Source organism: Epilithonimonas hominis, assembly GCF_003730015.1.
GTDB classification, from domain to species: domain Bacteria; phylum Bacteroidota; class Bacteroidia; order Flavobacteriales; family Weeksellaceae; genus Epilithonimonas; species Epilithonimonas hominis.
On sequence record NZ_RJTU01000021.1, the window covers coordinates 37,997 to 62,312 of the forward strand.

Annotated in this window: 24 protein-coding genes; 7 read left to right on the forward strand and 17 right to left on the reverse strand. The window is 33.7% G+C overall.

All coding sequences use genetic code 11. The features are described from left to right. Positions 1–38 precede the first annotated feature (38 nt). Together EGH73_RS03280 and EGH73_RS03285 are read right to left on the reverse strand one after the other, a co-directional pair. Positions 39–551 carry a pentapeptide repeat-containing protein gene (locus tag EGH73_RS03280; protein ID WP_177165161.1) on the reverse strand — a complete coding sequence of 171 codons (513 nt, stop codon included), beginning with the start codon at positions 549–551 and terminating at the stop codon, positions 39–41. Positions 552–592: 41 nt separating this feature from the next. Continuing rightward, positions 593–1,516 carry a bestrophin family protein gene (locus EGH73_RS03285; RefSeq protein ID WP_123280678.1) on the reverse strand — a complete coding sequence of 308 codons (924 nt, stop codon included), beginning with the start codon at positions 1,514–1,516 and terminating at the stop codon, positions 593–595. A gap of 89 nt (positions 1,517–1,605) precedes the next feature. Here EGH73_RS03285 and EGH73_RS03290 point away from each other — a divergent pair, with 89 nt between their 5' ends. Continuing rightward, a complete protein-coding gene (locus tag EGH73_RS03290) occupies positions 1,606–2,961 on the forward strand; it encodes a glycosyltransferase (RefSeq protein WP_089768295.1) in 1,356 nt (451 codons plus the stop codon). 246 nt (positions 2,962–3,207) lie between these two features. Further along, positions 3,208–3,444 carry a YtxH domain-containing protein gene (locus EGH73_RS03295; RefSeq protein WP_123280679.1) on the forward strand — a complete coding sequence of 79 codons (237 nt, stop codon included), beginning with the start codon at positions 3,208–3,210 and terminating at the stop codon, positions 3,442–3,444. Positions 3,445–3,501: 57 nt separating this feature from the next. Here EGH73_RS03295 and EGH73_RS03300 read toward each other — a convergent pair whose 3' ends face one another. From EGH73_RS03300 to EGH73_RS03320, 5 genes are all read right to left on the reverse strand, one after another. Further along, the gene (locus tag EGH73_RS03300; RefSeq protein WP_123280680.1) at positions 3,502–4,335 is read right to left on the reverse strand and encodes a proprotein convertase P-domain-containing protein; all 834 of its coding nucleotides are present in this window, start codon (positions 4,333–4,335) and stop codon (positions 3,502–3,504) included. A 329-nt stretch (positions 4,336–4,664) separates the two neighbouring features. Beyond that, positions 4,665–6,464, reverse strand: a complete 1,800-nt coding sequence (rpsA, locus tag EGH73_RS03305; RefSeq protein WP_123280681.1) for a 30S ribosomal protein S1 — start codon at positions 6,462–6,464, stop codon at positions 4,665–4,667. Positions 6,465–6,625: 161 nt separating this feature from the next. Further along, the gene (locus EGH73_RS03310; RefSeq protein WP_123280682.1) at positions 6,626–9,178 is read right to left on the reverse strand and encodes a DEAD/DEAH box helicase family protein; all 2,553 of its coding nucleotides are present in this window, start codon (positions 9,176–9,178) and stop codon (positions 6,626–6,628) included. A gap of 3 nt (positions 9,179–9,181) precedes the next feature. After that, positions 9,182–9,616: a GxxExxY protein gene (locus EGH73_RS03315; protein WP_123280683.1), complete on the reverse strand. Its 435-nt coding sequence runs from the start codon at positions 9,614–9,616 to the stop codon at positions 9,182–9,184. Between the two features lie 48 nt (positions 9,617–9,664). After that, the gene (locus tag EGH73_RS03320) at positions 9,665–11,647 is read right to left on the reverse strand and encodes a DNA methyltransferase (RefSeq protein ID WP_123280684.1); all 1,983 of its coding nucleotides are present in this window, start codon (positions 11,645–11,647) and stop codon (positions 9,665–9,667) included. A 318-nt stretch (positions 11,648–11,965) separates the two neighbouring features. Between EGH73_RS03320 and EGH73_RS03330 the strand changes: the two genes are divergently transcribed. The 3 genes from EGH73_RS03330 to EGH73_RS03340 all read left to right on the forward strand — a co-directional run bounded on the left by EGH73_RS03330 (position 11,966) and on the right by EGH73_RS03340 (position 15,244). After that, positions 11,966–13,273: a DEAD/DEAH box helicase gene (locus tag EGH73_RS03330; RefSeq protein ID WP_123280686.1), complete on the forward strand. Its 1,308-nt coding sequence runs from the start codon at positions 11,966–11,968 to the stop codon at positions 13,271–13,273. A gap of 55 nt (positions 13,274–13,328) precedes the next feature. After that, positions 13,329–13,661, forward strand: coding sequence for a MerR family transcriptional regulator (locus tag EGH73_RS03335; protein WP_034965019.1), 333 nt, complete (start codon positions 13,329–13,331; stop codon positions 13,659–13,661). 245 nt (positions 13,662–13,906) lie between these two features. Next, a complete protein-coding gene (locus EGH73_RS03340) occupies positions 13,907–15,244 on the forward strand; it encodes a helix-hairpin-helix domain-containing protein (protein WP_123280687.1) in 1,338 nt (445 codons plus the stop codon). Positions 15,245–15,290: 46 nt separating this feature from the next. On the opposite strand, the gene rluF is transcribed toward EGH73_RS03340, so the two are convergent. The 6 genes from rluF to EGH73_RS03370 form a co-directional block, all read right to left on the reverse strand. After that, on the reverse strand, positions 15,291–16,013 hold the full coding sequence (rluF, locus tag EGH73_RS03345) for a 23S rRNA pseudouridine(2604) synthase RluF (RefSeq protein ID WP_123280688.1): 723 nt from the start codon (positions 16,011–16,013) through the stop codon (positions 15,291–15,293). After that, the gene (locus EGH73_RS03350; protein WP_123280689.1) at positions 16,013–16,603 is read right to left on the reverse strand and encodes a hypothetical protein; all 591 of its coding nucleotides are present in this window, start codon (positions 16,601–16,603) and stop codon (positions 16,013–16,015) included. Before EGH73_RS03350 ends, rluF begins: the two co-directional genes overlap by 1 nt. A gap of 6 nt (positions 16,604–16,609) precedes the next feature. Then, positions 16,610–17,311: a tRNA pseudouridine(55) synthase TruB gene (gene truB, locus EGH73_RS03355; RefSeq protein WP_123280690.1), complete on the reverse strand. Its 702-nt coding sequence runs from the start codon at positions 17,309–17,311 to the stop codon at positions 16,610–16,612. Beyond that, the gene (locus EGH73_RS03360) at positions 17,312–18,130 is read right to left on the reverse strand and encodes an undecaprenyl-diphosphate phosphatase (RefSeq protein ID WP_123280691.1); all 819 of its coding nucleotides are present in this window, start codon (positions 18,128–18,130) and stop codon (positions 17,312–17,314) included. A gap of 77 nt (positions 18,131–18,207) precedes the next feature. Then, positions 18,208–18,516, reverse strand: a complete 309-nt coding sequence (locus EGH73_RS03365) for a DUF3098 domain-containing protein (RefSeq protein ID WP_089768316.1) — start codon at positions 18,514–18,516, stop codon at positions 18,208–18,210. 2 nt (positions 18,517–18,518) lie between these two features. Next, positions 18,519–19,418 (reverse strand): cell division protein FtsX, encoded by a 900-nt coding sequence (locus EGH73_RS03370; RefSeq protein WP_123280692.1) that lies wholly within the window; start codon positions 19,416–19,418, stop codon positions 18,519–18,521. Positions 19,419–19,579: 161 nt separating this feature from the next. Between EGH73_RS03370 and EGH73_RS03375 the strand changes: the two genes are divergently transcribed. Further along, positions 19,580–20,566 (forward strand): DNA topoisomerase IB, encoded by a 987-nt coding sequence (locus tag EGH73_RS03375; RefSeq protein WP_123280693.1) that lies wholly within the window; start codon positions 19,580–19,582, stop codon positions 20,564–20,566. Between the two features lies 1 nt (position 20,567). On the opposite strand, the gene EGH73_RS03380 is transcribed toward EGH73_RS03375, so the two are convergent. Further along, entirely contained in the window at positions 20,568–22,058 is a 1,491-nt protein-coding gene (locus EGH73_RS03380; protein WP_123280694.1) for an NAD(P)H-hydrate dehydratase, read from the reverse strand. A gap of 130 nt (positions 22,059–22,188) precedes the next feature. On the opposite strand from EGH73_RS03380, the gene mscL reads away from it, so the two are divergent. Next, positions 22,189–22,569, forward strand: coding sequence for a large conductance mechanosensitive channel protein MscL (gene mscL / locus EGH73_RS03385; RefSeq protein ID WP_123280695.1), 381 nt, complete (start codon positions 22,189–22,191; stop codon positions 22,567–22,569). A 34-nt stretch (positions 22,570–22,603) separates the two neighbouring features. Here mscL and EGH73_RS03390 read toward each other — a convergent pair whose 3' ends face one another. The 3 genes from EGH73_RS03390 to EGH73_RS03400 all read right to left on the reverse strand — a co-directional run. Further along, positions 22,604–23,089 (reverse strand): GLPGLI family protein, encoded by a 486-nt coding sequence (locus EGH73_RS03390; protein WP_123280696.1) that lies wholly within the window; start codon positions 23,087–23,089, stop codon positions 22,604–22,606. Then, positions 23,080–23,454, reverse strand: a complete 375-nt coding sequence (locus EGH73_RS03395; protein WP_148041677.1) for a hypothetical protein — start codon at positions 23,452–23,454, stop codon at positions 23,080–23,082. Before EGH73_RS03395 ends, EGH73_RS03390 begins: the two co-directional genes overlap by 10 nt. Before the next feature lie 25 nt (positions 23,455–23,479). Further along, on the reverse strand, positions 23,480–24,316 hold an 837-nt coding region (locus EGH73_RS03400; RefSeq protein WP_317124634.1), incomplete at its 5' end, for a GLPGLI family protein.

Consider the following 24,316-nt stretch of genomic DNA (forward strand, 5'->3'; position numbering starts at 1 on the left):
TTGGTATTGAAAATTAATTGGGAATAATTATAGCAAATTTAGTCTATAATTATATTTAATTGATATAATAAACCCGAAAGATTATCTCTTGAAAATCTTGCTTTTCTTAGTTGATTTTGATTTGGATCGATGGAAAAATTGATAGCAGATCTAAGGTCAGAATATTCCAGATTTGTTCTTTCAAAAACAGCATCAGTAAGATTTGAATTTGTGAATGCAGAGTAAGACAAATTACTTTCTGTAAAATCGGTTTCAATAAGACTACAACTACTAAATATCGTTTTCCTGATATCTGTTCCGTAAAAGGAAGAATGATTTAGTATACAATTTTCAAAACGGAACGAAATATTGAACTGATTAATCACTTCAAAATTGAGCCCGATCATTTTACAATTTTGGAAAATAACATCCCGAAACACGACATCGGAAATTTTAGCATTGCTGAAATCGCAGTCTTTGAACTCACAATCGGAAAATCTGTAATTAGAAAGATCAGTATTTGCAAAATCACACTGAAGAAATTCACAATTGCTGTAATCACCTTTTGACATCTTATCCGCCTTTGCGAATTTTTGCTCTGAGAAAAAATCCATCAGTCAATAAAATAATGGTTGGAGGTCTTGAAATCAGGTTGAGCGATATCAGCCAGCTCATAGATAGAAAACTGAATGGTATCACATAGATTATTAAGCGCAAGATCATTTTCCTCCTCGCCGAATGGATCCTGAATCTGCTGAATAATTGCATCCAGGGCAATGAATGTGTAACTGACAAACAGTACAATCACAGGCATCATCCAGCCCACCACATCTACCAGTCCGAACGGCAGCCAGAAACAGTACATATAAACTGTCCTGTGCAGCAAAACGCTATATGCAAAAGGTAAAGGTGTACTTGCAATCCTCTCGCATCCCCCTATAATCTGTGATATACTGTTAAGCTGTGCATCTATAGAAGACAGGATTATGGTATCCATCTTCTTGTTCCTGTTTTGTTCATTAATCCACTCCGCCATCAGATTTAGAAGAATTACCGGTAAAAATTTTTTATCTTCAATTCTTTTAAAGTGCTCTTCGGATAGTAAATTTCTCAATTTATACTTCGGATCTTTATTCCTTAGCTGAAAATTAAGAGCCCAACACAATGCGACAATCATCCGGACAAATTGCTGCTTTTTCAATGCAGAATCTTTCGAATCATCATTAATCAAAGTCGTGACTTGGCGGGTCAATGACCTTGATTCGATCAGCAATGCCCCCCAAAGCTTTCTTCCTTCCCAAAACCTTTCATAGCTTGCGGAATTGCAAAATCCCATAAAAATGGCCAACGAAAGACCCAGTAATGTAAAGATAGCCGGGTTGAGATGGACTTTATATTCGTAGACATTGCCTTTGAAATAAAGGACTACGACAGAAAATGCTGTGATAATTAAAAGTTGCGGAATAATCTTTCGTAAAACAGAACCTCTCCAGATAAACAACATCAAAAACCAATTGGATCTTTCTCTGATAATCATAGTAAGCGAAATTATGAGAAGTTTATTGTTAAAACTTTCAAAAAAACAGATAAATTTACAAAATGTTCTGATGAAGCAGAAATTCTGACATGGAAAATTCTAAAAAAGTTTTAATCGTAACCTATTATTGGCCGCCAGCGGGCGGGCCTGGCGTACAACGCTGGCTGAAGTTTGCAAAATATCTTCCGGATTTTGATCTGGAACCAATTATTTACACGCCAGAAAACCCTAGTTATCCATTGATAGATCATACATTACAAAATGATGTTCCAAAGAATATAAAAATTATTAGAACAAATATTTGGGAACCTTATCAGCTAGCTGAAAAATTCAGTAAAAGCAACAAAAAATTTAAAGGCGGTCAATTTGATGTCGGAAATAATCAATCCTTTTTATCCAAACTTTCGATTTTTATCCGTGGCAATTTTTTCATTCCCGATGCCCGAAAATTCTGGATTAAACCATCGATAGCATTTCTTAAAAAATATCTGAAGGAAAATGATATTGATGTTCTGGTAACTACAGGACCACCTCACAGCCTTCACCTGATAGGTTTAGGATTAAAAAAAGAATTACCAAAGCTCAAATGGATTGCAGATTTTCGCGATCCCTGGACAGAAATTTCTTATTACAAACATCTGAAACTGACCAAATTCTCTGATAAAAAACACAGAAATCTGGAAAAATCAGTTTTCGAAACAGCAGACGTTACCTTAGCGACAAGCTACACAGATGCAGAAAATTTCAGGAAAAATGGTGCTAATGCATATTGTATTACAAATGGTTTTGACATTTCGGAACCAAGTAAAGTTGTAGGATTTCAGAATTCGCAAGCTTTAGAATTTTCAGTTTTACAAACCACAGAAAAAAATAATCCAATTACTGAGCATACTTTCACGATGAGTTATGTTGGCGTTTTGGAACAACTGAGAAATCCTGAAAATCTTTGGAAAGCTCTAATCGAATTATGCAATCAACATCCTGATTTTGCAGACAATTTTGAGTTAAAATTGGTCGGAAGAGTGGATGATAAGATCCTGAACGAAATCGAAAACTCTATTTTAAAATCCAATATTAAAAATCTAGGTTATCTTTCGCATCAAGATTCCGTAACTGAAATGAAAAAATCTGATTTGCTGTTAATTACTAATTTTCCTAATGAAAGCTCAAAAGGAATTATTCCGGGAAAACTTTTCGAATATCTTGCAACGGGAAAAAAAATTATCTCTTTTGGTCCCAAAGATGCAGATGTGGAAACTATTCTCAACAAAACTAATGCAGGTGCGCACTTTGATTACGCTCAGACAGATAAAATTAAGGATTATATCTTTACATTATTTCTGGACTGGAAAGATGGTAAATCGATTATAAACGCTGCCAATATCAATGAATTCAGCAGAAAGGAACTGACTAAAAAACTTTCCGAAATCATTAAAAAGATGTAAATCACCAAGAACAACTTACACGAACCGCGCATGAGCAATGGAACGGCAAACTTTTTCCGTGCTATGGAGAGAAGTTGAGGTCAAAAGATAATAACAGTAGACAACACGACCTCTGGATAAGCAATTTTGGAATCGGGATAGCAAGCGTCTGTGAAGGGAACGAAATAAATTTTCTCAAAAATCAAATCATGGCATAAATTTTTCTTTTAAATTACCATAAAATATTAATTAAAAAAAATTTACGTCATGGGAAATAAGACAAATGGATTATTAGCTTTATTAGGGCTTGGCGCTTTAGCTTGGTGGAAGTACAAAAAATCTTCTCCGGAAGATCAACAGAAGGTAAAAGATACCATCAATAATGCTAAAAATAATCTTACAAAATTCGGTAACGATATCAAAGATAAAGCAAATCAGACTGTAGATCAGCTAAAGAATAAAGCTGATGAACTTAAAACTGACGCACAGCAAGTTGCAGAATAAATAAGAAAACGTCTCGAAATTTCGGGACGTTTTTTTGTAATAATTAATTCAGAAATTTTATTTTTTGATAAGCTTAATAGTCATCATCTTTTCTCCATTTACAACAGATGACAAAATATAGACTCCCGAGCTCCAACCTTCTGTTGGAATGTTCAAATCTCCAGAGGCATTTTTAGAAGCCGACTGCTGGTAAGAATAGACTTTTTTACCTTCTATAGAATAAATTTCAAATCTAACATCTTTTGCAGATGTATTAAGCTTTAAGTTCAACGTTTCTTTAAATGGATTTCCTAAAACAGAAAGAGCCGGCGTACTCACAATAGAAGTATTTAAACCCAAAAAAGTTCCTTCGTCAAAGACCACCTGCCAATTATTGATTGAACCAGTGTCACCAGCAGCAGCATCAAACAATTTTAGAGACCAGTTTCCACTAACAGAAAGATTTGTAAATAGTGTTGTCAAATTTGCAACCGTATAGTCTGTCGGAGCCAAGGTAGAGCTTACCGTCGGCAAATATGTTCCTGCTGGAACACTGCTATTGGTTCCCCCTGTTCCTGGAACTACATAAGCTGTTGCCGCCGAGTTAAAAGCCAAAATATTTCCTGCGGCGAAATTAACATTTGATCCTACTCCAGTAGTTGTTGTACTACCTAATCTTTTAATAAGAGTTATAGCTCCACTTGTTGCTCCTCCAGGAACCACTAAACCGACGGTAAGATCTCCACACCAAGTGTGCGTTAGATCCATTTTAATTGTAACTTTAGAAGGATCGGAAATTGTTTTTACCAAATTTACAGGAATTGTAGAAGTTACACCTACAGTACTATTATCAGGAATAGCACTTAGCGTTGTATTGCTAAAAGTTTGTGCCCCTAAAACACCTGATAGCAAATTGAAAAGAATAATTTTTTGTTCATATCATCCATTTTTAAAAATTTAATATTCAAATTTATATAATATATTTTATAATTAACGTAATATTAACTATTATTAATATTTAATCAATATAAAAAATCAGTATTGCTTGTTAAATATATAACGTTTTTACTAAATATATAAATATTAAACAATCAACTTAACAATAATATCATTTTATATATTGATAAATAATTAGTATAAAATAATATCATTCACTAAAAATAATTAATTATAATTTTCAATTATTAAAATGAAAAAGCCACCTTAAAAGGTGGCTTTAGATTAAGGAATGGAATAGGAGATTATTTCCCGCCTTCCATTTTCTTTTTCAGTTCTGCTAGTGCATCGATATCACCAAGAGTAGATCTTTCTTCGTTGTTTGAAGAAGAAGAAGAAACATTTCCTGACCTGTTAGAGTTATCTCTTACATTCTTTTTCTCCTCATCTCTGAAGATACCTGTATGAGAAACGACTACTCTTTTGAATTCTTTGTTGAATTCGATTACTTTGAACTCAGCAGTTTCACCTTTCTTGATTTTAGATCCGTCTTCCTTCTCTAATAATCTTGATGGGCAAAATGCTTCAACCTCAGCATCTTCAAATTGTACAGAAGCACCTTTGTCGTGTACCTCTATCGCAGTTCCTGTATGTACAGTTCCTTCAGCATATTTAGTTTCGAATTTATCCCAAGGATTTTCTGTCAATTGCTTGTGACCAAGAGATAATCTTCTAGCCTGAGTATCCAATTCAAGAACTACAACATCCAGTTTATCTCCTACGTTGCAGAATTCTGATGGATGTTTGATTTTCTTAGTCCAAGAAAGATCAGAGATGTAGATCAAACCGTCGATTCCTTCTTCCAACTCTACGAACACACCAAAGTTAGTGAAGTTCCTAACAGTTCCAACGTGCTTAGATCCAACAGGATATTTAGCTTCGATATTTTCCCAAGGATCTTTGTTCAATTGCTTGATACCAAGAGAGATTTTTCTGTCTTCTCTATCCAAAGTTAATACTTCTGCTTCTACTTCATCACCAACTTTCACAAAATCTCCGGCACTTCTCAAGTGAGTAGACCAAGACATTTCAGAAACGTGGATCAACCCTTCTACACCTGGAGCGATTTCTACGAATGCACCATAGTCAGCAAGAACTACTACTTTTCCTTTTACTTTATCACCAACTTTCAAGTCAGCAGAAAGCGCATCCCAAGGGTGAGCTTCTAATTGCTTCATACCCAATTGGATTCTTGTTTTCTCATCATCAAAATCAAGGATAACCACTTTTACAGTTTGTCCGTCTTCTAGGATTTCAGATGGGTGGTTTACTCTAGACCAAGAAAGATCCGTGATGTGGATTAATCCATCTACACCTCCAAGGTCGATGAATACACCGTAAGAAGTAATATTCTTAACAGTACCTTCAAGAACCTGACCTTTTTCAAGCTGAGCGATGATTTCTTTTTTCTGACCTTCGATATCTGCTTCGATCAATGCTTTGTGAGATACAACTACGTTTTTGAACTCAGGGTTGATTTTCACAACTTTGAACTCCATAGTTTTACCTACGAACTGATCGTAATCTTTAATTGGCTTAACGTCAATTTGAGAACCTGGTAAGAATGCTTCGATTCCGTGTACGTCTACGATCATACCACCTTTAGTTCTAGATTTCACAAAACCGTTTACGATTTCTCCTGTTTCGTGTAGTTCATTTACTTTATCCCAAGCTTTAAGCGTTCTAGCTTTTTTGTGAGATAACTGTAACTGACCTGTTTTGTCTTCTCTTCTGTCCACCATTACTTCTACCTCATCACCTACTTTAAGGCCTTGGTTGTAACGGAATTCGTTAAGAGAAATAACACCTTCAGATTTGAAGTTGATATCTACAATAGCTTCTTTGTCAGTTAGTCTAACAACTTTACCAGTGATAACATCGTTATCTGTAAGGTCATTCAAAGAACCATTATAGATTTCTTCCAATTCTTTCTTCTCGCTTCTGTCTTCCGCGTTAAGACCTGATTCGAAAGAATCCCAATCAAATTGTTCTGGTGCTACGTTTTGGTTCAAAAGAACCTCTGCTGAATTTGTCTCTTTTGACATTTTCTAATAAAATTTGTATTCCTATTTATTCAGACTTTGGCTTTGCTGTGACTCCTGAAAAATACGGAAGATGTTAATTGTTAATGTTTTACTTCGCCCAAAGTGTGTTCACAAAAGTGGTGCAAAATTAAGCAAAATATTTGAAAAAAGATGATATAAATTTAATTTTCAAATGTATTTTCTAAAACCTTCTTAAACTCATTTTCATTACCATAATTATAGAAAGGAACTGCTGTGATTTTATAGGTATCTGTATGAATTTTAATTGACTTCTGTTCGTTTCCTATTTCTTTTAAAAAATCTTCTTTCCATTTGTCGTAGCCTATTAAATGAGCTCCTTTTGGTTCTATGAAAACCTGAAAAGTTAATTGCTGATTAGTTTTCTCACTGCAAAAGAGTAAAAAATCTGGTTCAAAAGCACGACCATATTTATCAAAAACTTTAATTTCTCTTTCGTTCCGAATTAAATGAATATTATCGAATTTTTGACTGAAACTTTCAAAGCGTCTGGCAAATAATTCTACAAATTTCTTCTCTTCACTGGTTCCGTAGTTGGCGTTGTATGCAAACCAAGATTCTTCTTTTACTAAATCCTCTTGCCCGTCAGCTCTTGGGCTATATTTGTTTACCCGAATTTCCTTATCTCTGAAAACCTTACTGATTGGTTCTGCAAAATAATCTGAACCTTCATATTCCGTAGAATTATTTTTAATATCTGCTTCGATGTTTTGTAGCAAACCATTCAACGCCTGAAGATAATCGAAATGCGAAATTTCCTGAAGTCGGTTATAATTTCCAAGGAACGTTATTTCCAAATTCCCCAAATAATTTTCATCTTCAATAAAATCTGAAAGAGATTTGATGTTCGGAAAATACCGCGAGAGATTGTCAAAATAATAAAAAGGATTTTGGCTTAAAGCATAATGAATTATATGTTTTTGAATATCATTAAGTTTTACATCTTTCGATTTTATAACTTCATCAAATGAAACCGGACTTTCCAATTCAAAAAATACACTGGAAACTCTTCCTCCTCCTGAAGAAAGTTGATGACGGTAATTGGTTTTTGTAACTCCTAAATCCGTGAAAGATTTAACATTATTAAAATTTTTAGGTAATTTTTTATTGGAAAACACATAACCATTTTTATATAATTTTGATTCTTTAAAATCAAATTTTAACGTCAATTGTTTGGTAACAAGATTTTCATCATCTTCATAAATACCTGTTTCTACCAACGCTTTTTTAAGTTCCGAAACATAGCGGCTGTCTTCTTTGGTGTGGTAATACAGTTCTTCCAGAATTTTCAAATCGTTTGCAATGTCATCATCATATTTGCGGACAAATTTATCTTCGCCTTCTTCTAATGCAAACGGATAATATCTTGCACCACGACCAATCAATTGTGCTTCGGAAAGTGTTGTTTTACCAGGTTTTCCGTCTTTTCCGTCACGGTCTTCGTACAGTCTTACTATATCAAATAAATTCAAAACATCCCAACCTTCATTCAATTTTTGAACGGCAAATACGGCACGAATTGGATTGTTTTCATCTTCCAAAGTGTTGAGTAAAATCTGATTTTTTTCTGCTTCGGAATCATTGTTGGCACTTAAACAATTCTCTTCACGGAAATTATTATGAATACGTTTTGCAATTTCATTAAATGAAATATTTTTGGCTAAAAAAAACTGAAAAGCCTTCTGAACAATTGGGACGGTAGAAGTTTTTTTGATTTTCTCCACCATCGTTTCAGAAAATTCATCAATCAATTTGTGGAAATTTTCTTTGTTTTGTTCAGATTCTTTGATGGTTTTCTTTGCTTTGAAAAGTATAACCGGTTTTAAATTAACATTGTTAATCGTTGCCAATTCCTGACGGTACAAATTCAAAATCAAAGCCTGAATAATTCGTTCTTTCTCATCATAAAGCGAACGAACAAGATTGATTTCTTTGGAAAATTTATCTGTTCGAAATTGTGAAAGATCGTACTTATAAATCACTTTGTCTTTATACTTGTTTACGATTTCCCTGCTTTCGTAATCCAAAGTTGCCGTAAATTCCAAAAGAATATTGTCAAAATTTTGATGAAGGATTTGCAAAACCGTTTCTTCCCAACTTCCGAAAAGGTTTCCGCTTTTTGTTCCGCTGTTCAGGTGGTGCGCTTCATCTGCAATCAACACCAATTTTTTATCTACAAAATCTTCGTACGTGACGCTGTTCTCTTTGGTATTATTCAAATCAATATGCAACTGCTGAATGGTTGTAAATTTGATGTTGATATTTTCGTAATCGGCTTCGTCGAAATTATCAATCTGTTTCAGTAGAACTTCTTTTCCGTTGATGACAACTTTATCATTAAAAAGATATTTAGAAGTTTGTGGATTGAGGAAATTGTCTTTCGTTTTTTGGATGATATTGTTGCTGTTCACAAAAAACAGAAAATTGCGGTAGCCTTTTTCATACAAATGCAACATCAAACCTGCCATTACCAAGGTTTTTCCGCTTCCTGTTGCCATATTGTAAAGCAAGTGAAGAGGTTTGTTTGGCTTTTCGTCAAAATCTTCTTGCTCAGTATATAAATATCGTTTGAAAGCCTCTTCCTGATAAGGTCGAATGCCAAATTTCAAGTTATCTGTAATTCCGTTGGGTAAAGAAACTTGCGCTAAAGCTTTACGTGCAAACGGATTGTTGAATATTTCGTGTAGAAATGCCATCGTTTATAAATTGTCTGAACCTTGATTTTCGGGATTTTTCGATTTCCAAGATTTATTAAATAATCGTTTAAATTGCAGGCTTTTTGCTCCAAAATTGATGAGCAATCCTGTTTGTAAATTGTATGCCTCCAAATAATTCATTGCCTGGGCTAAATGCACATCTTCAAGATTTATTATTGCTTTAATTTCTATCGATATTTCCTTCATTACTAAAAAATCAACTCTTCGGCTACCGATGTCAAAACCTTTGTAAGACAATGGCATTTCAAATTCACGTTGGTACTCTATATTGCGTAAATTCATCTCAATGGATAAAGCCCGTTGATAAACCACTTCCTGAAAACCATTTCCAAGTATGTTATGAACTTCCATCGCACAGCCAATAATGCTATGGGTGATTTTGTCTTGCTGTTCTTTCGTCAGATATTTCAAATCCATCTTATTGTTTTAATTAAAGGTAAACATTTGAAAAAATCTTGACAATCTTTAAATCTTGTAAAAATCACGGTTCAGATTTTTTTCTTCCGCTGTACACTCAAAATTTTCGTCGTTGAGAGAAGATAAATTGACATACAATTGATTTTTGTTGAGCAGCTCGCAAAGATGTTGTTTCTGCTCATTTAAACTCAACAATTTAAAATCTTCGATATGTTGTTCTTGTTTTTGGATATCCACATTGTAATTAAGGAAAGATTTGGCTTTCATCTCTTCCCAGATTAGCAGAAGACTTTCTGAATTTTTGGCTTCGTCAATTTTTTCTATGAAAGTTTGGTTGTATTTTTTGAGTTCAAGGTAAATGAAAGAACCGCCACCTTGCCAATTGACAGATTTGGAAATGCCAGTTTTATCACTATTAATTACGTTTTTTAATCGAACAACACTATCATTTTCTCCATAATTTAATTGTTCGATTCCAATGTACTGGCGATTCATTTTATGCGCGACAGCACAAGTGGTTCCGCTTCCTAAATGATAATCTAAAACTATTTCATTTTCATTAGTGGTTAATTCAATTATTTGCTTGATAAGTTTTTCTGGCTTTTTACCATTTTTTAACTTTACTCCACCTTCATTTGCGATACCAGCCCAAGAAATGTGATTCCAAAAATCTGTCAAAAGTTCAGTCACTTCCATTTTTCCATCAAGTTCCTGCATTTTATTGGAATAAAATGCTAAAGCACCACCTTTATAAAGGTGTATTTTACTTCCATCCTCTCTTTCATATTCAATTACTCTTTCTTCATTTTTTGATTTTGCCATTAATTCTTTTAACTTCTCTGTTGGTTTATGCGGGTCACGAATACTCACAACATTAGATGAATTTTTATAAGCAAAATCCTCAATCATAACTTTTATAATACTATTCCATAAATCTCCGTATTTTTTCTTAGCTTCAGCTAAGTTCGCAAACCCTGCATCATTAATTACTTTTTCTTTCAATGGCGTAAATTTCCATTTGCTTACATTCTCATCTCTGTCTAAATACAAGTTATAATTAGAATTATAGCTCACGGGCACATAACCTTTTTTAAATTCAAACTTAGATTTGTTTTTAGTGTAAAATAAAATATATTCAGTAACATCAATTGGTCCTGGATTTACAGTTTTAAACCCTGCTGGAGAAGCTGTTTTTAAAGCGATAATTTGAACTTTATTGTTTTTTCCAAAAACTTCATCTAAGAGTATATTAAGATAACCTAATTGATGATGGTCAATATGAACATAAATTGCTCCTTTCTCGCTTAAAAGTGAAAATGCTTCCTGAAGTCTATTCCTCATAAAAGTCAACCAAGTAGAATGATTAAAATTATCATTATACTTAAATCCATCATTTCCCGTATTATAAGGCGGGTCAATATAAATCAGCTTCACTTTTCCAGCAAATTCTTTCTTTAGAGAATGCAATGCGAGAAGATTGTTTCCTTTGATAATCAGATTATCGGTAATTGTCCCGTTTTCGTTGCGCTTGAACTGGCTGAAATCTTTTTCGCCATCTTTATCAAACAGTTTGGCGTTGGTTAAAACTTTTGGGTCAAGCAATTCTGTAATTTCGTCTTGTGCTAAAGTTTCATTAAAGAAAATCTCTTCTCTTTTATCTTCTTCACGGCTTTGTCCGCCTTCCAAAATACAATCTTTAAATGGCCAAACCAACGCCACTTCATTTCTTTGTTTCAGATATTTGCCGTCAATTGACAAACCGATTTTATTTTTAAATTGGGTATAGCTGTCGTTAAGATAATTTTTCTGTTCAAGAAATTGAATGAAAAGATTTTGATTGAAAATTAAAGTGCTTTTAATTTCAATGAAAAATTTTTGTTTCAAATCGGAATTATCTAATAACAATCCAATCAATTCTTCATCGAAATTTTGAGCTTTATTGAGAACCACCCATTTTTTGAGTTCTCCGTTATCGGAAACATAATTGGGTTCTTTTTTGAGTTGGGATTCGAGGGTTTGGTATAGTTTCATTGAATATGATGTTTATGCATCACTTTTCAATTTCCAAAAAAACACGTGGACAATTCCAATTGCTTGCAATCGAAGCCCGACCAAAGGCAAAGCACAAAGCAAAAAGGAACGCCCACGCTTTACCGCAGGCGTTTCCACTTTCACTTCCCGTGCTTTTTGAAAAATTGGTCGTATTTCGATTGCGGGAAATTTTTAAAGCGAAACGCTAATATTTTATATGTTTACTGTTATATATTTTCTATTATAAAATTATTTCATCAAATATATAAAAAGAAAAAATAGCCAAAAATTGATTTTCAAAAAATTTATCTTTGCAAAATGGAATTACAACCAATATTCGAAAAACTGCAGATTCAGGACCTGAATCAAATGCAGAAATCTATATACAACGCTTCCGAAAATGAAACCGACATTATTCTTTTGTCTCCAACAGGTTCCGGTAAAACTTTAGCTTTTCTGTTTCCTGTTCTCAGGAATTTAAAAACAGATGTTAAAGGAATTCAAGCTCTGATATTAGTTCCGGCAAGAGAATTAGCTTTACAGATCGAACAGGTTTTCAAATCGATGGGCACAGATTTCAAAGTTTCTGTGGCTTACGGCGGACACGATAAAAAGATAGAAATTAATAACTTGATTGAAGCGCCTGCTGTTTTAATCGGAACACCGGGAAGAATCGCTTATCACCTGAAAAACGAAAATTTCAGTCCGGAAACCATCAAAACTTTGGTTTTGGATGAGTTTGATAAAGCTTTAGAATTAGGATTCCAGGAAGATATGGAATACATCATTGGCTCGCTTAATGGACTTTCACAACGTATTTTGACTTCTGCAACGGTAATGGACAACATTCCGAAGTTTGTAGAACTCAACAATGAAAAGACAGTCAATTTCTTAAAAGAAAATGCAGCAAAACCAAATATTCAGCTAAAAAAGGTAATGACTACGCCAGAAGAAAAACTGAATACACTTTTCCAACTCATCTGTAAAATCGGAAACAAAAGAACGTTGATTTTCTGTAATCACCGAGATGCTGTGGATAGAATCTCAGAATTATTAAGAGAAAAAGGCATCCAACGGGAAACTTTCCACGGCGGAATGGAACAGGACGAAAGAGAACGAGCACTTTTGAAATTCAGAAACGATTCTGCAAGAATTTTGATTACAACGGATTTGGCATCACGAGGTTTGGACATCCCAGAAGTTGAATCGATTGTGCATTACCAATTACCGCCAAAAGAAGATGCTTTCATCCATAGAAACGGAAGAAGTGCAAGAATGAATGCGAAAGGTTTTGCGTATTTAATTATGACAGAAGACGAAAATTTCCCCTTCATCAAAAGCAATACACCTGAAGAAAATGTTTCGGAAAGCAACCGAGTACCTGAAAGAACACCGAATCAAACCATCTACATCAGCGCCGGAAAAAAAGACAAAGTCAACAAAGTTGATATTGTTGGTTACCTCATCAAAAAAGGTGGTCTCGGAAAAGATGACATTGGTTTAATCGAGGTAAAAGACACCACTTCTTACGTCGCAGTCAACCGGAAAAAAACCATCGAATTGCTCAAACAATTAGCCAACGAAAAGTTGAAAGGCAAAAAAGTGAAAATAGAAATCGCTTATTGAGATTATTAATCCATAAATATTATATTTGTCATCTTCAAAAAGTTTTTGATTACAAATGAAACTTAATCTTCCTGACAAACTCTATTATTCTATTGGCGAAGTTGCAAAAGCTTTTGATGTCAATACTTCCCTGATTCGCTATTGGGAACAGGAATTTCCTATCATCAAACCTAAGAAAAACAAGAAAGGAAACCGCTATTTTACACCTTCTGATATTGAGAATTTGAAAATTATTTATCATTTGGTTAAGGAAAAAGGCTACACGCTTGACGGCGCGAGAGTTGCATTGACAACTAACACCAAAATCTCCGAAACCATTACTATTATCGATAGATTAGAATTCATAAAAGCTGAACTTCTGAAGCTTAAAAATTCTTTAAACGATTAATCTAAAGCTTGTTTAAATCTATTCCAAATATTTTTTTACCACATAGACACATAGATTTATGCGAAAAGTAAGATAAAATAGGAGTTGGGCAAAAATACTATTTTGTCTTTTTGAAATTTATCACTTTTATATTTCTATGTGCCTATGTGGCTTATACTATTTTCACAAAAAATCTGGTAATATTTTTTTTATTAATAATTGATTTTTGATTCATATTTTATTTAACTTTGGTTAAAATACAAAAAATGAGTCCAAAATTACCTTTCCAAATCCGGAAAAGGCAAATTTTCAGCCTAGCAATTTTCGGAATTCTCATTATTTTTTCACAGATTGCTTTTTCGATTTATAAGAAAAATCAGCATTACGAAAAACCTCAAATCACTTTTATTACACCGAAAGATGAAGAAATTATTCTGACTGAATTTAATCCCAATGATTTGGATGAAAGTCAATGGAAGAATCTTGGTTTCAGTGAAAAGCAAGTCAAAACTATTTTGAAATATAAAGATATTGTTGGGGGAAATTTCAAATCAAAAGCTCAATTCAAAAAATGTTATGCGGTTTCTGCTGAAAAATATGAATCTTTAGAGAAATACATTCTTCTTCCAGAATCTAATTCTGACTTCAAAAATAGTCAACCTTCTTATAAACCTTACGAAAAGAAAAAACTGAACATCATAGGGAAATTCAATCCAGATTCTTACACTCAAAAAGATTGGGAAAATCTTGGTTTTTCTGAGAAACAATCGGCTGCTATTTTAAAATATAAAAATTATCTGGGTGGAAGTTTCATCAGCAAAGAAAAGCTGAAAGAATGTTTTATGATTAATGATGAACAGTTCTCGCAACTGTCACCTTATTTGATTTTACCTAGCAAAACGCCAGAAAATCTAGCTCAAAAATTTGAGAAAAAGAAGGAAAAAGAAGTCGTGAAAATCAACTATTATTTTGATCCAAACGATTTGAATCAAGGACAATGGCAAGCTTTGGGATTTTCTGAAAAACAAGCCAACGTAATCGTCAATTATCGCGAAAGAAACTTGCGAGGAAGTTTTAAATCTTTGGAAGACATTCAAAAATGTTTTGTGATTTCATCGGAAAAATTTGAAGAAATGAAACCTTGGATTAGACTTTCTATTGTTGATAAACCTAAACAAACTGAAGAAAAAACTGTTATTGCAGAAAAAAGTGATTTTTCAAAAATTAATCTTAATCAAATCACTTTTAAACAATTGCAGGAATTTGGATTTACCGAAAAAGATTCTGCTGGGATTTTGGCTTTCAGAAAGAAACTTGGTGGTTTCATAAACAAACAGCAACTTTTGGAAACTTACGAAATTGACAGAGCTTTGGGCGAAAAATTGGTCTATGTTGCAAAACTTGACAATTCAGATGTTCCAAAATATTCTTTAGCCAATGCCCCAGAAGATTGGCTAAAAAAACATCCTTACTTCCGATATTCCGCAGACAGAATTATCTTTTATAGAACCTCTTATCCTGATGATAAAAAAATCTGGAAATATTTGAAAATGAAACCCGAATACGAGGAAAAAATGAGACTTTATATTATTAATGATAAATGATAATTGATGGTTGATAGTTGATGATTGATGGTTTATAATTAAAAAATCACTCAAACGTTTTGCTGGAGTCTTCTAATAAACCATTCAATTCATTCATTTCCTGGGGAGTCAAATCACGCCATTTTCCTACGGGAAGATCCAACTTGATATTCATGATTCTGATTCTTTTTAGCTTTTTCACTTCATAACCAAGATATTCGCACATTCGACGGATTTGACGATTCAATCCTTGCGTCAGGACGATTCGGAAATTCATTGTGTCGATTTTCTCGACTTCACATTTCTTAGTAACTGTGTCAAGAATTGGAACACCATTTCTCATTTTCTCAAGAAACTTTTCGGTGATTGGCTTATTAACTCTTACATAATATTCTTTCTCGTGATTGTTTCTGGCTCTTAGAATTTTGTTGACGATATCGCCATCGGATGTGAGCAAAATCAAACCTTCACTTGGTTTATCTAATCTTCCGATTGGGAAAATACGTTTGGGATGGTTGATGTAATCAACAATATTATTCTTTTCACGCTTCGTATCAGTTGTACAAACGATTCCAACCGGTTTATTGAAGGCGATATAAACGAACTCCTCTTCAACTTTTTTGATGGTTTTCCCATCTACGAAAATCTCATCTTCGTCAGAAACTTTGGTTCCCAATTCCGGAACTCTACCATTGATGGTAATTCTGCCTTCTTCCAAAAGTCTGTCTGCTTCTCTTCTGGAGCAAAAACCTACTTCTGACAAATATTTGTTGATTCTTATTTTTTCCATTAATCTTTACCGTAAACTGTGTAATTCTTTTTACTGAAAACTGTTATGCTTCCAGAAAGTCCAATAAACCAAGCATTGGAAACATTAGAATTGTATCTGTAGAGAAACAAACCGATTTCCTGATTCAGTCTTTTTGAAAAGAAATCCTGATAGCCAATTTTCCCTCCAAAATAATGCGTGTCATTAACATTGGATTGGTTGAACTGTTTTCCATATTCGAACTCGAATGTGGTTGCTGCCGTATCACCTTTGATGATAAATTTAGGCTGAACAATCCAATTGAGCAAATGCAAATTATTTGAAATATAATTATACTTAATTCCTGTTCCCAAAGCGAAAAAAGACAACAACTGATAACCTCCTACAACACCAACGCCATAAGTAAAATCATTAGGCAGATAAGGTGAAATATACTGTTGATAATAGGCATCATCTTTGTGCTGACTATCTTTTATTGAGTTTCCTAAATTGTAACCAGCTTGAATATTGGGACTGATGTAAAAACCCATCGTTTTACTTTTGCTATCTTCAGATTGTCCAAAAGCTAAAAAGGGAAACAGTACAACAAGAAAAAATAAATTTCTTTTCATTAAATATTATTGCTGTGAAATTTTAAAATCATCGCTAATAAAATCTGAACTAGCTTCAGTAACAGTATAATCCCCAATTTTTGTTCTTCTAAGCTGAGTTAGATAAGCTCCAACTCCTAATTCTTGTCCAATGTCGTGAGCCAAACTTCTGATATAAGTTCCTTTGGAGCATCCCACAGTGAATGAAACAAAAGGCAAATCAATTTTAATATCATCAATGTAATGAATCGTCGTTTTTCTAGATTTCATTTCCACTTCCTCTCCTTTTCTTGCAAGATCATAAGCGCGTTTCCCATCAATTTTAAGCGCAGAAAAAACAGGAGGTTTTTGATCAATTTCTCCAAGGAATTTCTCTAATGCTTGATGAATCTGCACTTCTGTAATATGAGAATAATCTTGATGTAAAATCTCTGGTTTCTCCGTATCATAAGATTCGGTTTGAACGCCGATTTTGATTTCTGTCCAATATTCTTTTGGCGCATCCTGAATCTCTGGAATCTTCTTTGTAAATTTTCCTGTACAAACAATCAAAAGTCCAGTGGCTCTTGGATCCAAAGTTCCGGCGTGACCAATTTTGAATTTCTTTGGTAATTCTTTGAACTCTCTTTTGAGTTTGTATTTCAATTTATTAACAGCCTGAAAACTGGTCCAATCCAAAGGTTTGTCCAATAGAAATAGGTGTCCGGATTGTAATTCTTCTGCCGTCATTTACTTGAAGAAATAAAAATAAACCAACAAAGCGATACCAACAAAAATACGATACCAACCCCAAGGTCGGAAACCATATTTATTCAACAAAGCAATGAAAGATTTGATTGCAATCCAAGCAACGACAAACGCAACTACATTTCCGATAACAAATATCAAAATATGATCTTGTGAAGCCAAAATCATCTCATAACCTTTTTGTGGATTACCGGTTTCTTTTCCCCAAGTTTTTACAAAAACAGAATAAAGTGTTACGGCTAACATCGTGGGAACAGCCAAGAAAAATGAAAATTCAGCAGCAGCTTTTCTTGATAATCCTTGAGACATCCCTCCAATAATAGAAGCAGCACTTCTACTCGTCCCAGGCATCATTGCCAAACATTGCCAAAAGCCAATAGTTACTGCTTTTTTGATTGTAATTTCTTTCTCATCGTGAACAATTGGATTCTTGAACCAATTATCTGCAAACAATAAAACAACTCCTCCTAAAACCAAAACAGACGAAATAGCGATTTGATTCCCTAAAACAGATTCAATAACATCATCTAAGAAAAAACCAATTCCCAAAGCTGGCAAAACAGCAAAAGCCAATTTGTAATAGAACTGCAGATTACTAAAATCAAAGAATTTTTTACCATAAGCCACAACCACAGAAAGTATTGCCCCGAACTGAATAGAAACCTGAAACATCTTGAGAAATTCAGTTTCTTCTAATCCCATCAAGCTTGCTGCAAATCCCATATGAGCAGTTGAAGAAATGGGCAAATATTCGGTAAGCCCTTCTATGATTGCAATAATAATTGCTTTGATCAAATCCATAGTGTGTTTGTTTTATTAAAAAAAACTTTGCCTCAGTTTCACCAAGACAAAGTTATTATTGTATTTTTTATTAAAATTTAATCTTTGTTTCTTTTCAGAATTGCAAAAACCTGAACCACAAATCCAGCAATAACCAACATCGGTGCTAATCTGATTCTTCTGAAAGAAAAAATTCCTTCGTTCCAATAATTCGGGTCAAATTTTCCTTCGGGAGTTGTATTGGCATCTCCGCCTAACATCAAAGCAAAACCCAATAAAATCATTCCAAGGCCAATAAGCATTAGTTTGAAATTTTTACTTCCAAAATAGAATGTCTTTTTTTCTGTGTTATCGGACGGTGCGCCAAAATCATCAGCCGAATATTTATTGTGTGTTTTTTTTGCCATTTTTATGAGTAATAAAGATCATCTACGTTACTTCGTAAGAATCTCCAGGTTGCAAAGATAGTACTTGCAATGGTAATAAAAATACCTACAAAAAGAATTATGATTACCAGTAAAACATACTGATTTGTATCCTGTACGAAAGGTGTTCCTATCTGACTTGTGAAATAATACCACGTTCCGCCTAACGCTAGTAAAGCGATTAAGGCTCCAATCAGTCCCAAAACCAGAGCTTCCTTGATAAAAGGCATAAGAATAAATCTTCTCTTTGCCCCTACAAGCTGCATAGTTTTGATAATGAATCGTTTTGAAAATATTTTTAGTCTAATCGAATTATTTATAAGGACAATGGCGACAACAAGGAATAAAACTGAAAAGGCAAAAATCCAAGTCAGTATTCTGTTCAAATTATTGTAAACATCTATGGTAAGTTTATTATCATTTACCACATCTTTTACACCATCAATAGCTTTCAGCTGATTTACAACACCGTCAATTTTTTGCGGATCTACGAACTCCGGTTTTAGGGTTACCTCCACAGATGCAGGGAAAATATCTTCCTCAAACAATGCATCTGAGTCTATTCCCAATTGTTTTTTAGCCAGAACAGAAGCTTTTTCTTTGGAAATGTATTCTGCTTGCTTGACATAATTTTGTTGCTTGATTTTTGCAAAAGTTTCCTCTTGGAATTTTAATGTTTTTGCAGAATCTCGTGGATCCAGATACTCATCAAAGTAAGCTTCTACTACCAGCTGCTCCTTGATGTAATCAGAATATTTCTGAGCATTGATCAGTATCAATCCGAATAATCCTACTAGAAACAAAACCAGCGAGATACTGATAACTACGGTAATATTACTTGATCTTAATCTGCTTTTGTTAAAGTCATCAACTGTCTTTGGCATCAAAAAAAATTTTTGCTAAAATAGAGATTTTCGCTCAAAAAGCCTTATTGTTCACTGTTAATAAAATCATAAAAACAATTATAAACTGTGTTTTCACACTGATTTAAAAATTTTCAAATCGGCATTTTTATTGTTAAGGGAATTTTACCAAATCTAATTATATGAAACTTTTGAGACAATCTTCAGGTAAAAATTTTTTCTATACAACAAAAGATCAATTAAAAATAAATGACAAAGATAAAATTGATTATATCAAATCTCTTGTCATACCACCTGCCTGGACAGATGTGGAAATCACAACCAATAAAAGAGCGAAAATTCTAGCTGTAGGCAGAGACCAAAAAGGAAGAAAGCAATACATCTACAATCCAAAATTCCGAGCGAAGAAAGATGCGGACAAGTTTGATAGGATTTTACATTTTGCCGAGAATCTGGAACATATGCGACGCGTTACAGGACAGCATCTCCGAAAGAAAAAAATGTCCCGTGAAAAAGTTCTGGCGGCAATGGTCAGACTTTTAGATTCCGCTTACTTTAGGCCAGGAAGCCCCAAATATACGCAACAAAATCAGAGCTATGGCTTAACGACAATCCGCAAAAAACACCTTAACATCGAAGGTGATGAAATGGTATTTTCTTACAAAGGAAAATCGGGAAAATTTCAAGAAAAGCATATCATCAATTCCAAATTATCAAAAGTTATTTCTGAACTAGAAGAATTGCCAGGCTACAGACTCTTTAAATATTACGATGAAAACGGTGAATTAATAACTATTGAAAGCCAAGATTTGAACCAATATATCAAAGAAATAATGGGCGAAGAATTTTCCGCAAAAGACTTCAGAACGTGGGCTGGAACAATGATTGCCGCAGGAATTCTGGACGAACTCGGTATTTGTGAAAAACAACAACAGAAGGAAATGAAAAAACGGATTCGGAATGCGATTGTAGCTGTATCGGAAAAACTCGGTAATACACCTTCTGTGGCTAGAGATTCCTATATAGATCCGAGAATTTTTGAGCATTATAAAAACGGACAGACCATCAACTATTTCCAGAAAGAAATTAAAAAACTCCTAAGAAAAAATGAAAATCTGTCTGAAACTGAAGTAGGTGTTTTATATATGCTGAAATCTAAACTTAAATAAATTAAGTATTCAGATATTGGTAAACACTTCCAATTTTATTAATTAGATCTGTGGGAAGCATTGCTTCTTTTGAATATGCTGCTGCCGCAAAGTCGCCTGCTTTTCCGTGAAGCCAAACGCCGAAGATACATGCTTTTTCAATGTCATATTTTTGAGAAATTAATGATGTTAAAATCCCTGTCAGAACATCTCCGCTTCCACCTTTTGCCATTCCGGAATTGCCTGTGATATTATAATAAACTTTCTTCTGTGGAGTAACTATTGCAGTATGATGATCCTTCAGAATGATAAAAATCTGCAATTCTTGCGCTTTTTGTTTTGCTAATTCTATTCTTTCAAAAGAGTTTGCAGTTTTCCCAAACAACCTTTCAAATTCCAAAGGATGTGGTGTGATGACAGCATTTTTAGGTACTAAATTTAACTTATTATTTTCGGCCAGAATATTGAGCGCATCAGCATCTAAAACAACATCTTGAACATAACTATCCAGAAACTCAAAAAATGCCTTTTGGGTCTGCTTTTCTTTTCCCAAACCCGGACCAATTCCATAAATTGCCTTTTCCTGAATTTCGATTTTATCAATATAATTTTCTCCTGAGCCAATAAACATCGCCTCCGGAATTTGAGATTGCAAAATGATATTCCCACATTCTGGCGCAATGGTAAAAGTCAAACCACTTCCGGTTTTCAAAGCAGATAAACAAGACATCAGAATGGCGCCCATTTTTCCATAACTTCCGCCCACTAAAATACTTTTTCCGAAAGTTCCTTTATGGGTGAAATCTTCACGAGGTTTATAAATTTCTTTGATTAATTTTTCATCAATTACAACATAATCTGTTTCAATTTCATTTATAAAATCTTTATCCAAATCAATATTTAAAACTATAATTTTTCCACAGAATTTTCCAGTTTCGGGATGAAGGAAACTTCTTTTGTAGAACTGAAAAGTCAAAGTAAAATCTGCTTTGAAAACCGTAGAATTTTCTTCAATTATTTTATCCGCATAAAGTCCTGTTGGAATATCAATAGAAATTTTTGGAACTTGAATCTGATTTAATTTTTCAATTAAATTTTTAAAATCGTCAGACAATTCTCGGTTCAGTCCATAACCAAACAAAGCATCAACGATAATAGATTTTTCATCATTGACATTTAAATACTCAGAAAAATCTTTAACATCAATTCCGCTTATTGCTTTTATTTTTTTGAAATTAATCTCTGCCTCTCGATAAAATTTCATATTTTCTTTATTGATATAAACTTCGATATCAAATCCTTTTTCATAAAGTAATCTGGCGATAGCAAAACCGTCGCCGCCATTGTTGCCATTCCCACAAAAAATCAAAAATTTATCCGCATTCCTGAAATAATTTATCATCCAATCACAGCATTTTGTGGCCGCTTTTTCCATCAGCGAGATGGAACTAATACCTTTTTCGATGGTCGCTGTATCGCAGTTTTTGATTTGGTTTGCTGTTAATATTTTCATTTTTCAACATTTGGTAAAGAAATTAATCTCAAAATTAATCAATAAAATGGATTATTAAATAGAAATAAATAAACCGTTATCAATAAAAAACTCTACTTTTGTTATTAACTAACTATTAAAAAATACAACTATGGGATTTGTAAAAGAGTTTAAGGAATTTGCATTCAAAGGGAATGTAGTAGACTTAGCAGTCGGCGTCATCATTGGTGGCGCATTTGGCGCAATTGTAAAATCATTGGTAGATGATGTAATTACACCACTTCTATTGACGCCAGCTTTGAAAGCCGCAGGCGCAGAAAACATCAAAGAATTGGCTTGGAACGGTGTAACTTACGGAAATTTCTTATCATCCGTAATCAGCTTTTTGGTAATTGCTTTTGTTTTATTTTGGTTAATAAAAGTTGCTAATAAACTTAATAAGAAACCAGAAGCAGCTCCTGCAGGACCATCTTCTACAGATGTTCTTCTTGCCGAGATCCGCGATGAATTGAAGAAAAAACAGTCACTTTAAAAGACGCAAAATGCCACTTTTCAGTGGCATTTTTTTATTTTAGTAAGTCGAGCTCCAGAATGTTATTATTTTTTTTCATTCTTTCCATCACTGCTTTTTCCTGAGATTTCAGATAGTCCGCATTATCCAATCTATTTCCGGCATCGTCAGTCACATAAAATTGTCCATCCTGCGCCATCTTTTTCAAATTAGCCCTCGGATCTCTCCGGTAGTTTTTATAAACCGTCTGATATTTTTTATAATCTAAGCCAATTGGTTTTTCAAATTCGAAAGCGAGAACATCTCTCTCTAAAACATTTTTTTTGATTCCTTTGAGTTCCATTTTATGAAAACCGGATTGGTCTTCAACCTTAACAATAAGTCCCGGCAAACCATAAAATTTATATGGTCCATCCTGGATCGGGATTTCCGTAGAAAACCAAGCTATCCATTTTCTGCCTGCAAAATTAGTCTCGGCTTTTTGAACATTCCACTCGCCTATTTTTTCTTTATGCGGGAAGATTTTCCAATCTAATTTAATTTGTTGTTCGCATTGTAAAGCGTCATATCCAGAGAGACAATATGATTGATTTTAAAATTTGGATAAGATTTCAGAACTTTGTAAGCTACAATACCTTGTTTTCCAGACATAGGAATTGGATCATCACTGTGAGTTGACATATTTTTCTTGAACTGCACATTCATAACAGAATCGTTTTGGAAGACATATTCACTGTAATACTTGGAGCCTTTTTTACCAATATCCAAAACCATTAACTCTGATATTTTGGTTTCCAAATCCGTTGAATCTGCCTGGAATTGGTAATCGTAATAAAATCTTTGCGTTTGCGAAAAAACTTTTAAGCTGAAAAATATCAGAAATATTAAAACATATTTTCTCATCATTGTTGTTTTTAGTTCTTAAATATAGTCAATTTACAACATCTAATTCAATCCTGTTATTATCTTTCTTTATTTGATTTTTCATTCGATCTTCCTGATCTTTCGCAATTTTTGTCGAAGTTCCATCTTTTCCTGTTAAAACGATAGATGTTCCGCCCATTTGGATCTGCTTGATTCCTTTCGTTGGGTCATTTTCGTATTCTTTAATCACTTTCTGAAACTGTCTGGAATTAACAACAATTTCCTTTGCTTCCCAAACATTGACATCCACATCTCCGACAATATTTTTAATTCCCTTCAACTCCATTTTATGAGATCCTGTCTTGTCTTCTATTTTGATAATCAAACCAGGTAAACCTCGGAATTTATATGGTCCATCTTGAATAGGAATTTCTGTAGAAAACCAAGCAATCCAATGTCTGCCTGCAAAATCCGCTTCTGCTTTTTGAACGTTCCACTCTCCTATTTTCTCTTTTTCTGATGATATTTTCCAGTTGATTTTTCTGTCGTCGGAAATATTGTAAGAATCCATTCCCAATCTGCGATGCAGGTTAATTTTATAATCAGGATAAGTTTTTGTCACCGAATATCTTACATTCCCCTTTCGCATATCTGATTTTACATTGATAGAACCTGTTGCCGCTAATTGTTTCTCCAAATCCACCTTCATAATAGAATCTGAATTAAAAACGGTGTAACTGTAATATTTGGAACCATCTTTTGTGGTGTCCAAGAACATCATTTCTGTTTTGACATCATCAACATTTGTAGAATCTGAAATGAATTTGTACTCGTAAATAAATCTTTTATTCTGAGCAATTGCTAGAACTCCGAAAATTAGAAATAAATTAAAATGACTACTTGA

Bases quoted from the DNA above. Each gene is read 5' to 3' on its own strand.
- EGH73_RS03370 (WP_123280692.1), bottom strand. From the start codon at position 19,418: ATGCCAAAGACAGTTGATGACTTTAACAAAAGCAGATTAAGATCAAGT.
- EGH73_RS03290 (WP_089768295.1), top strand. From the start codon at position 1,606: ATGGAAAATTCTAAAAAAGTTTTAATCGTAACCTATTATTGGCCGCCA.
- rpsA (WP_123280681.1), bottom strand. From the start codon at position 6,464: ATGTCAAAAGAGACAAATTCAGCAGAGGTTCTTTTGAACCAAAACGTA.
- EGH73_RS03350 (WP_123280689.1), bottom strand. From the start codon at position 16,603: ATGAAAAGAAATTTATTTTTTCTTGTTGTACTGTTTCCCTTTTTAGCT.
- rluF (WP_123280688.1), bottom strand. From the start codon at position 16,013: ATGGAAAAAATAAGAATCAACAAATATTTGTCAGAAGTAGGTTTTTGC.
- EGH73_RS03330 (WP_123280686.1), top strand. From the start codon at position 11,966: ATGGAATTACAACCAATATTCGAAAAACTGCAGATTCAGGACCTGAAT.
- EGH73_RS03280 (WP_177165161.1), bottom strand. From the start codon at position 551: ATGTCAAAAGGTGATTACAGCAATTGTGAATTTCTTCAGTGTGATTTT.
- EGH73_RS03340 (WP_123280687.1), top strand. From the start codon at position 13,907: ATGAGTCCAAAATTACCTTTCCAAATCCGGAAAAGGCAAATTTTCAGC.
- EGH73_RS03320 (WP_123280684.1), bottom strand. From the start codon at position 11,647: ATGAAACTATACCAAACCCTCGAATCCCAACTCAAAAAAGAACCCAAT.
- EGH73_RS03365 (WP_089768316.1), bottom strand. From the start codon at position 18,516: ATGGCAAAAAAAACACACAATAAATATTCGGCTGATGATTTTGGCGCA.
- truB (WP_123280690.1), bottom strand. From the start codon at position 17,311: ATGACGGCAGAAGAATTACAATCCGGACACCTATTTCTATTGGACAAA.
- EGH73_RS03335 (WP_034965019.1), top strand. From the start codon at position 13,329: ATGAAACTTAATCTTCCTGACAAACTCTATTATTCTATTGGCGAAGTT.
- EGH73_RS03375 (WP_123280693.1), top strand. From the start codon at position 19,580: ATGAAACTTTTGAGACAATCTTCAGGTAAAAATTTTTTCTATACAACA.
- EGH73_RS03310 (WP_123280682.1), bottom strand. From the start codon at position 9,178: ATGGCATTTCTACACGAAATATTCAACAATCCGTTTGCACGTAAAGCT.
- EGH73_RS03395 (WP_148041677.1), bottom strand. From the start codon at position 23,454: ATGATGAGAAAATATGTTTTAATATTTCTGATATTTTTCAGCTTAAAA.
- EGH73_RS03380 (WP_123280694.1), bottom strand. From the start codon at position 22,058: ATGAAAATATTAACAGCAAACCAAATCAAAAACTGCGATACAGCGACC.
- EGH73_RS03360 (WP_123280691.1), bottom strand. From the start codon at position 18,130: ATGGATTTGATCAAAGCAATTATTATTGCAATCATAGAAGGGCTTACC.
- mscL (WP_123280695.1), top strand. From the start codon at position 22,189: ATGGGATTTGTAAAAGAGTTTAAGGAATTTGCATTCAAAGGGAATGTA.
- EGH73_RS03315 (WP_123280683.1), bottom strand. From the start codon at position 9,616: ATGGATTTGAAATATCTGACGAAAGAACAGCAAGACAAAATCACCCAT.
- EGH73_RS03285 (WP_123280678.1), bottom strand. From the start codon at position 1,516: ATGATTATCAGAGAAAGATCCAATTGGTTTTTGATGTTGTTTATCTGG.
- EGH73_RS03295 (WP_123280679.1), top strand. From the start codon at position 3,208: ATGGGAAATAAGACAAATGGATTATTAGCTTTATTAGGGCTTGGCGCT.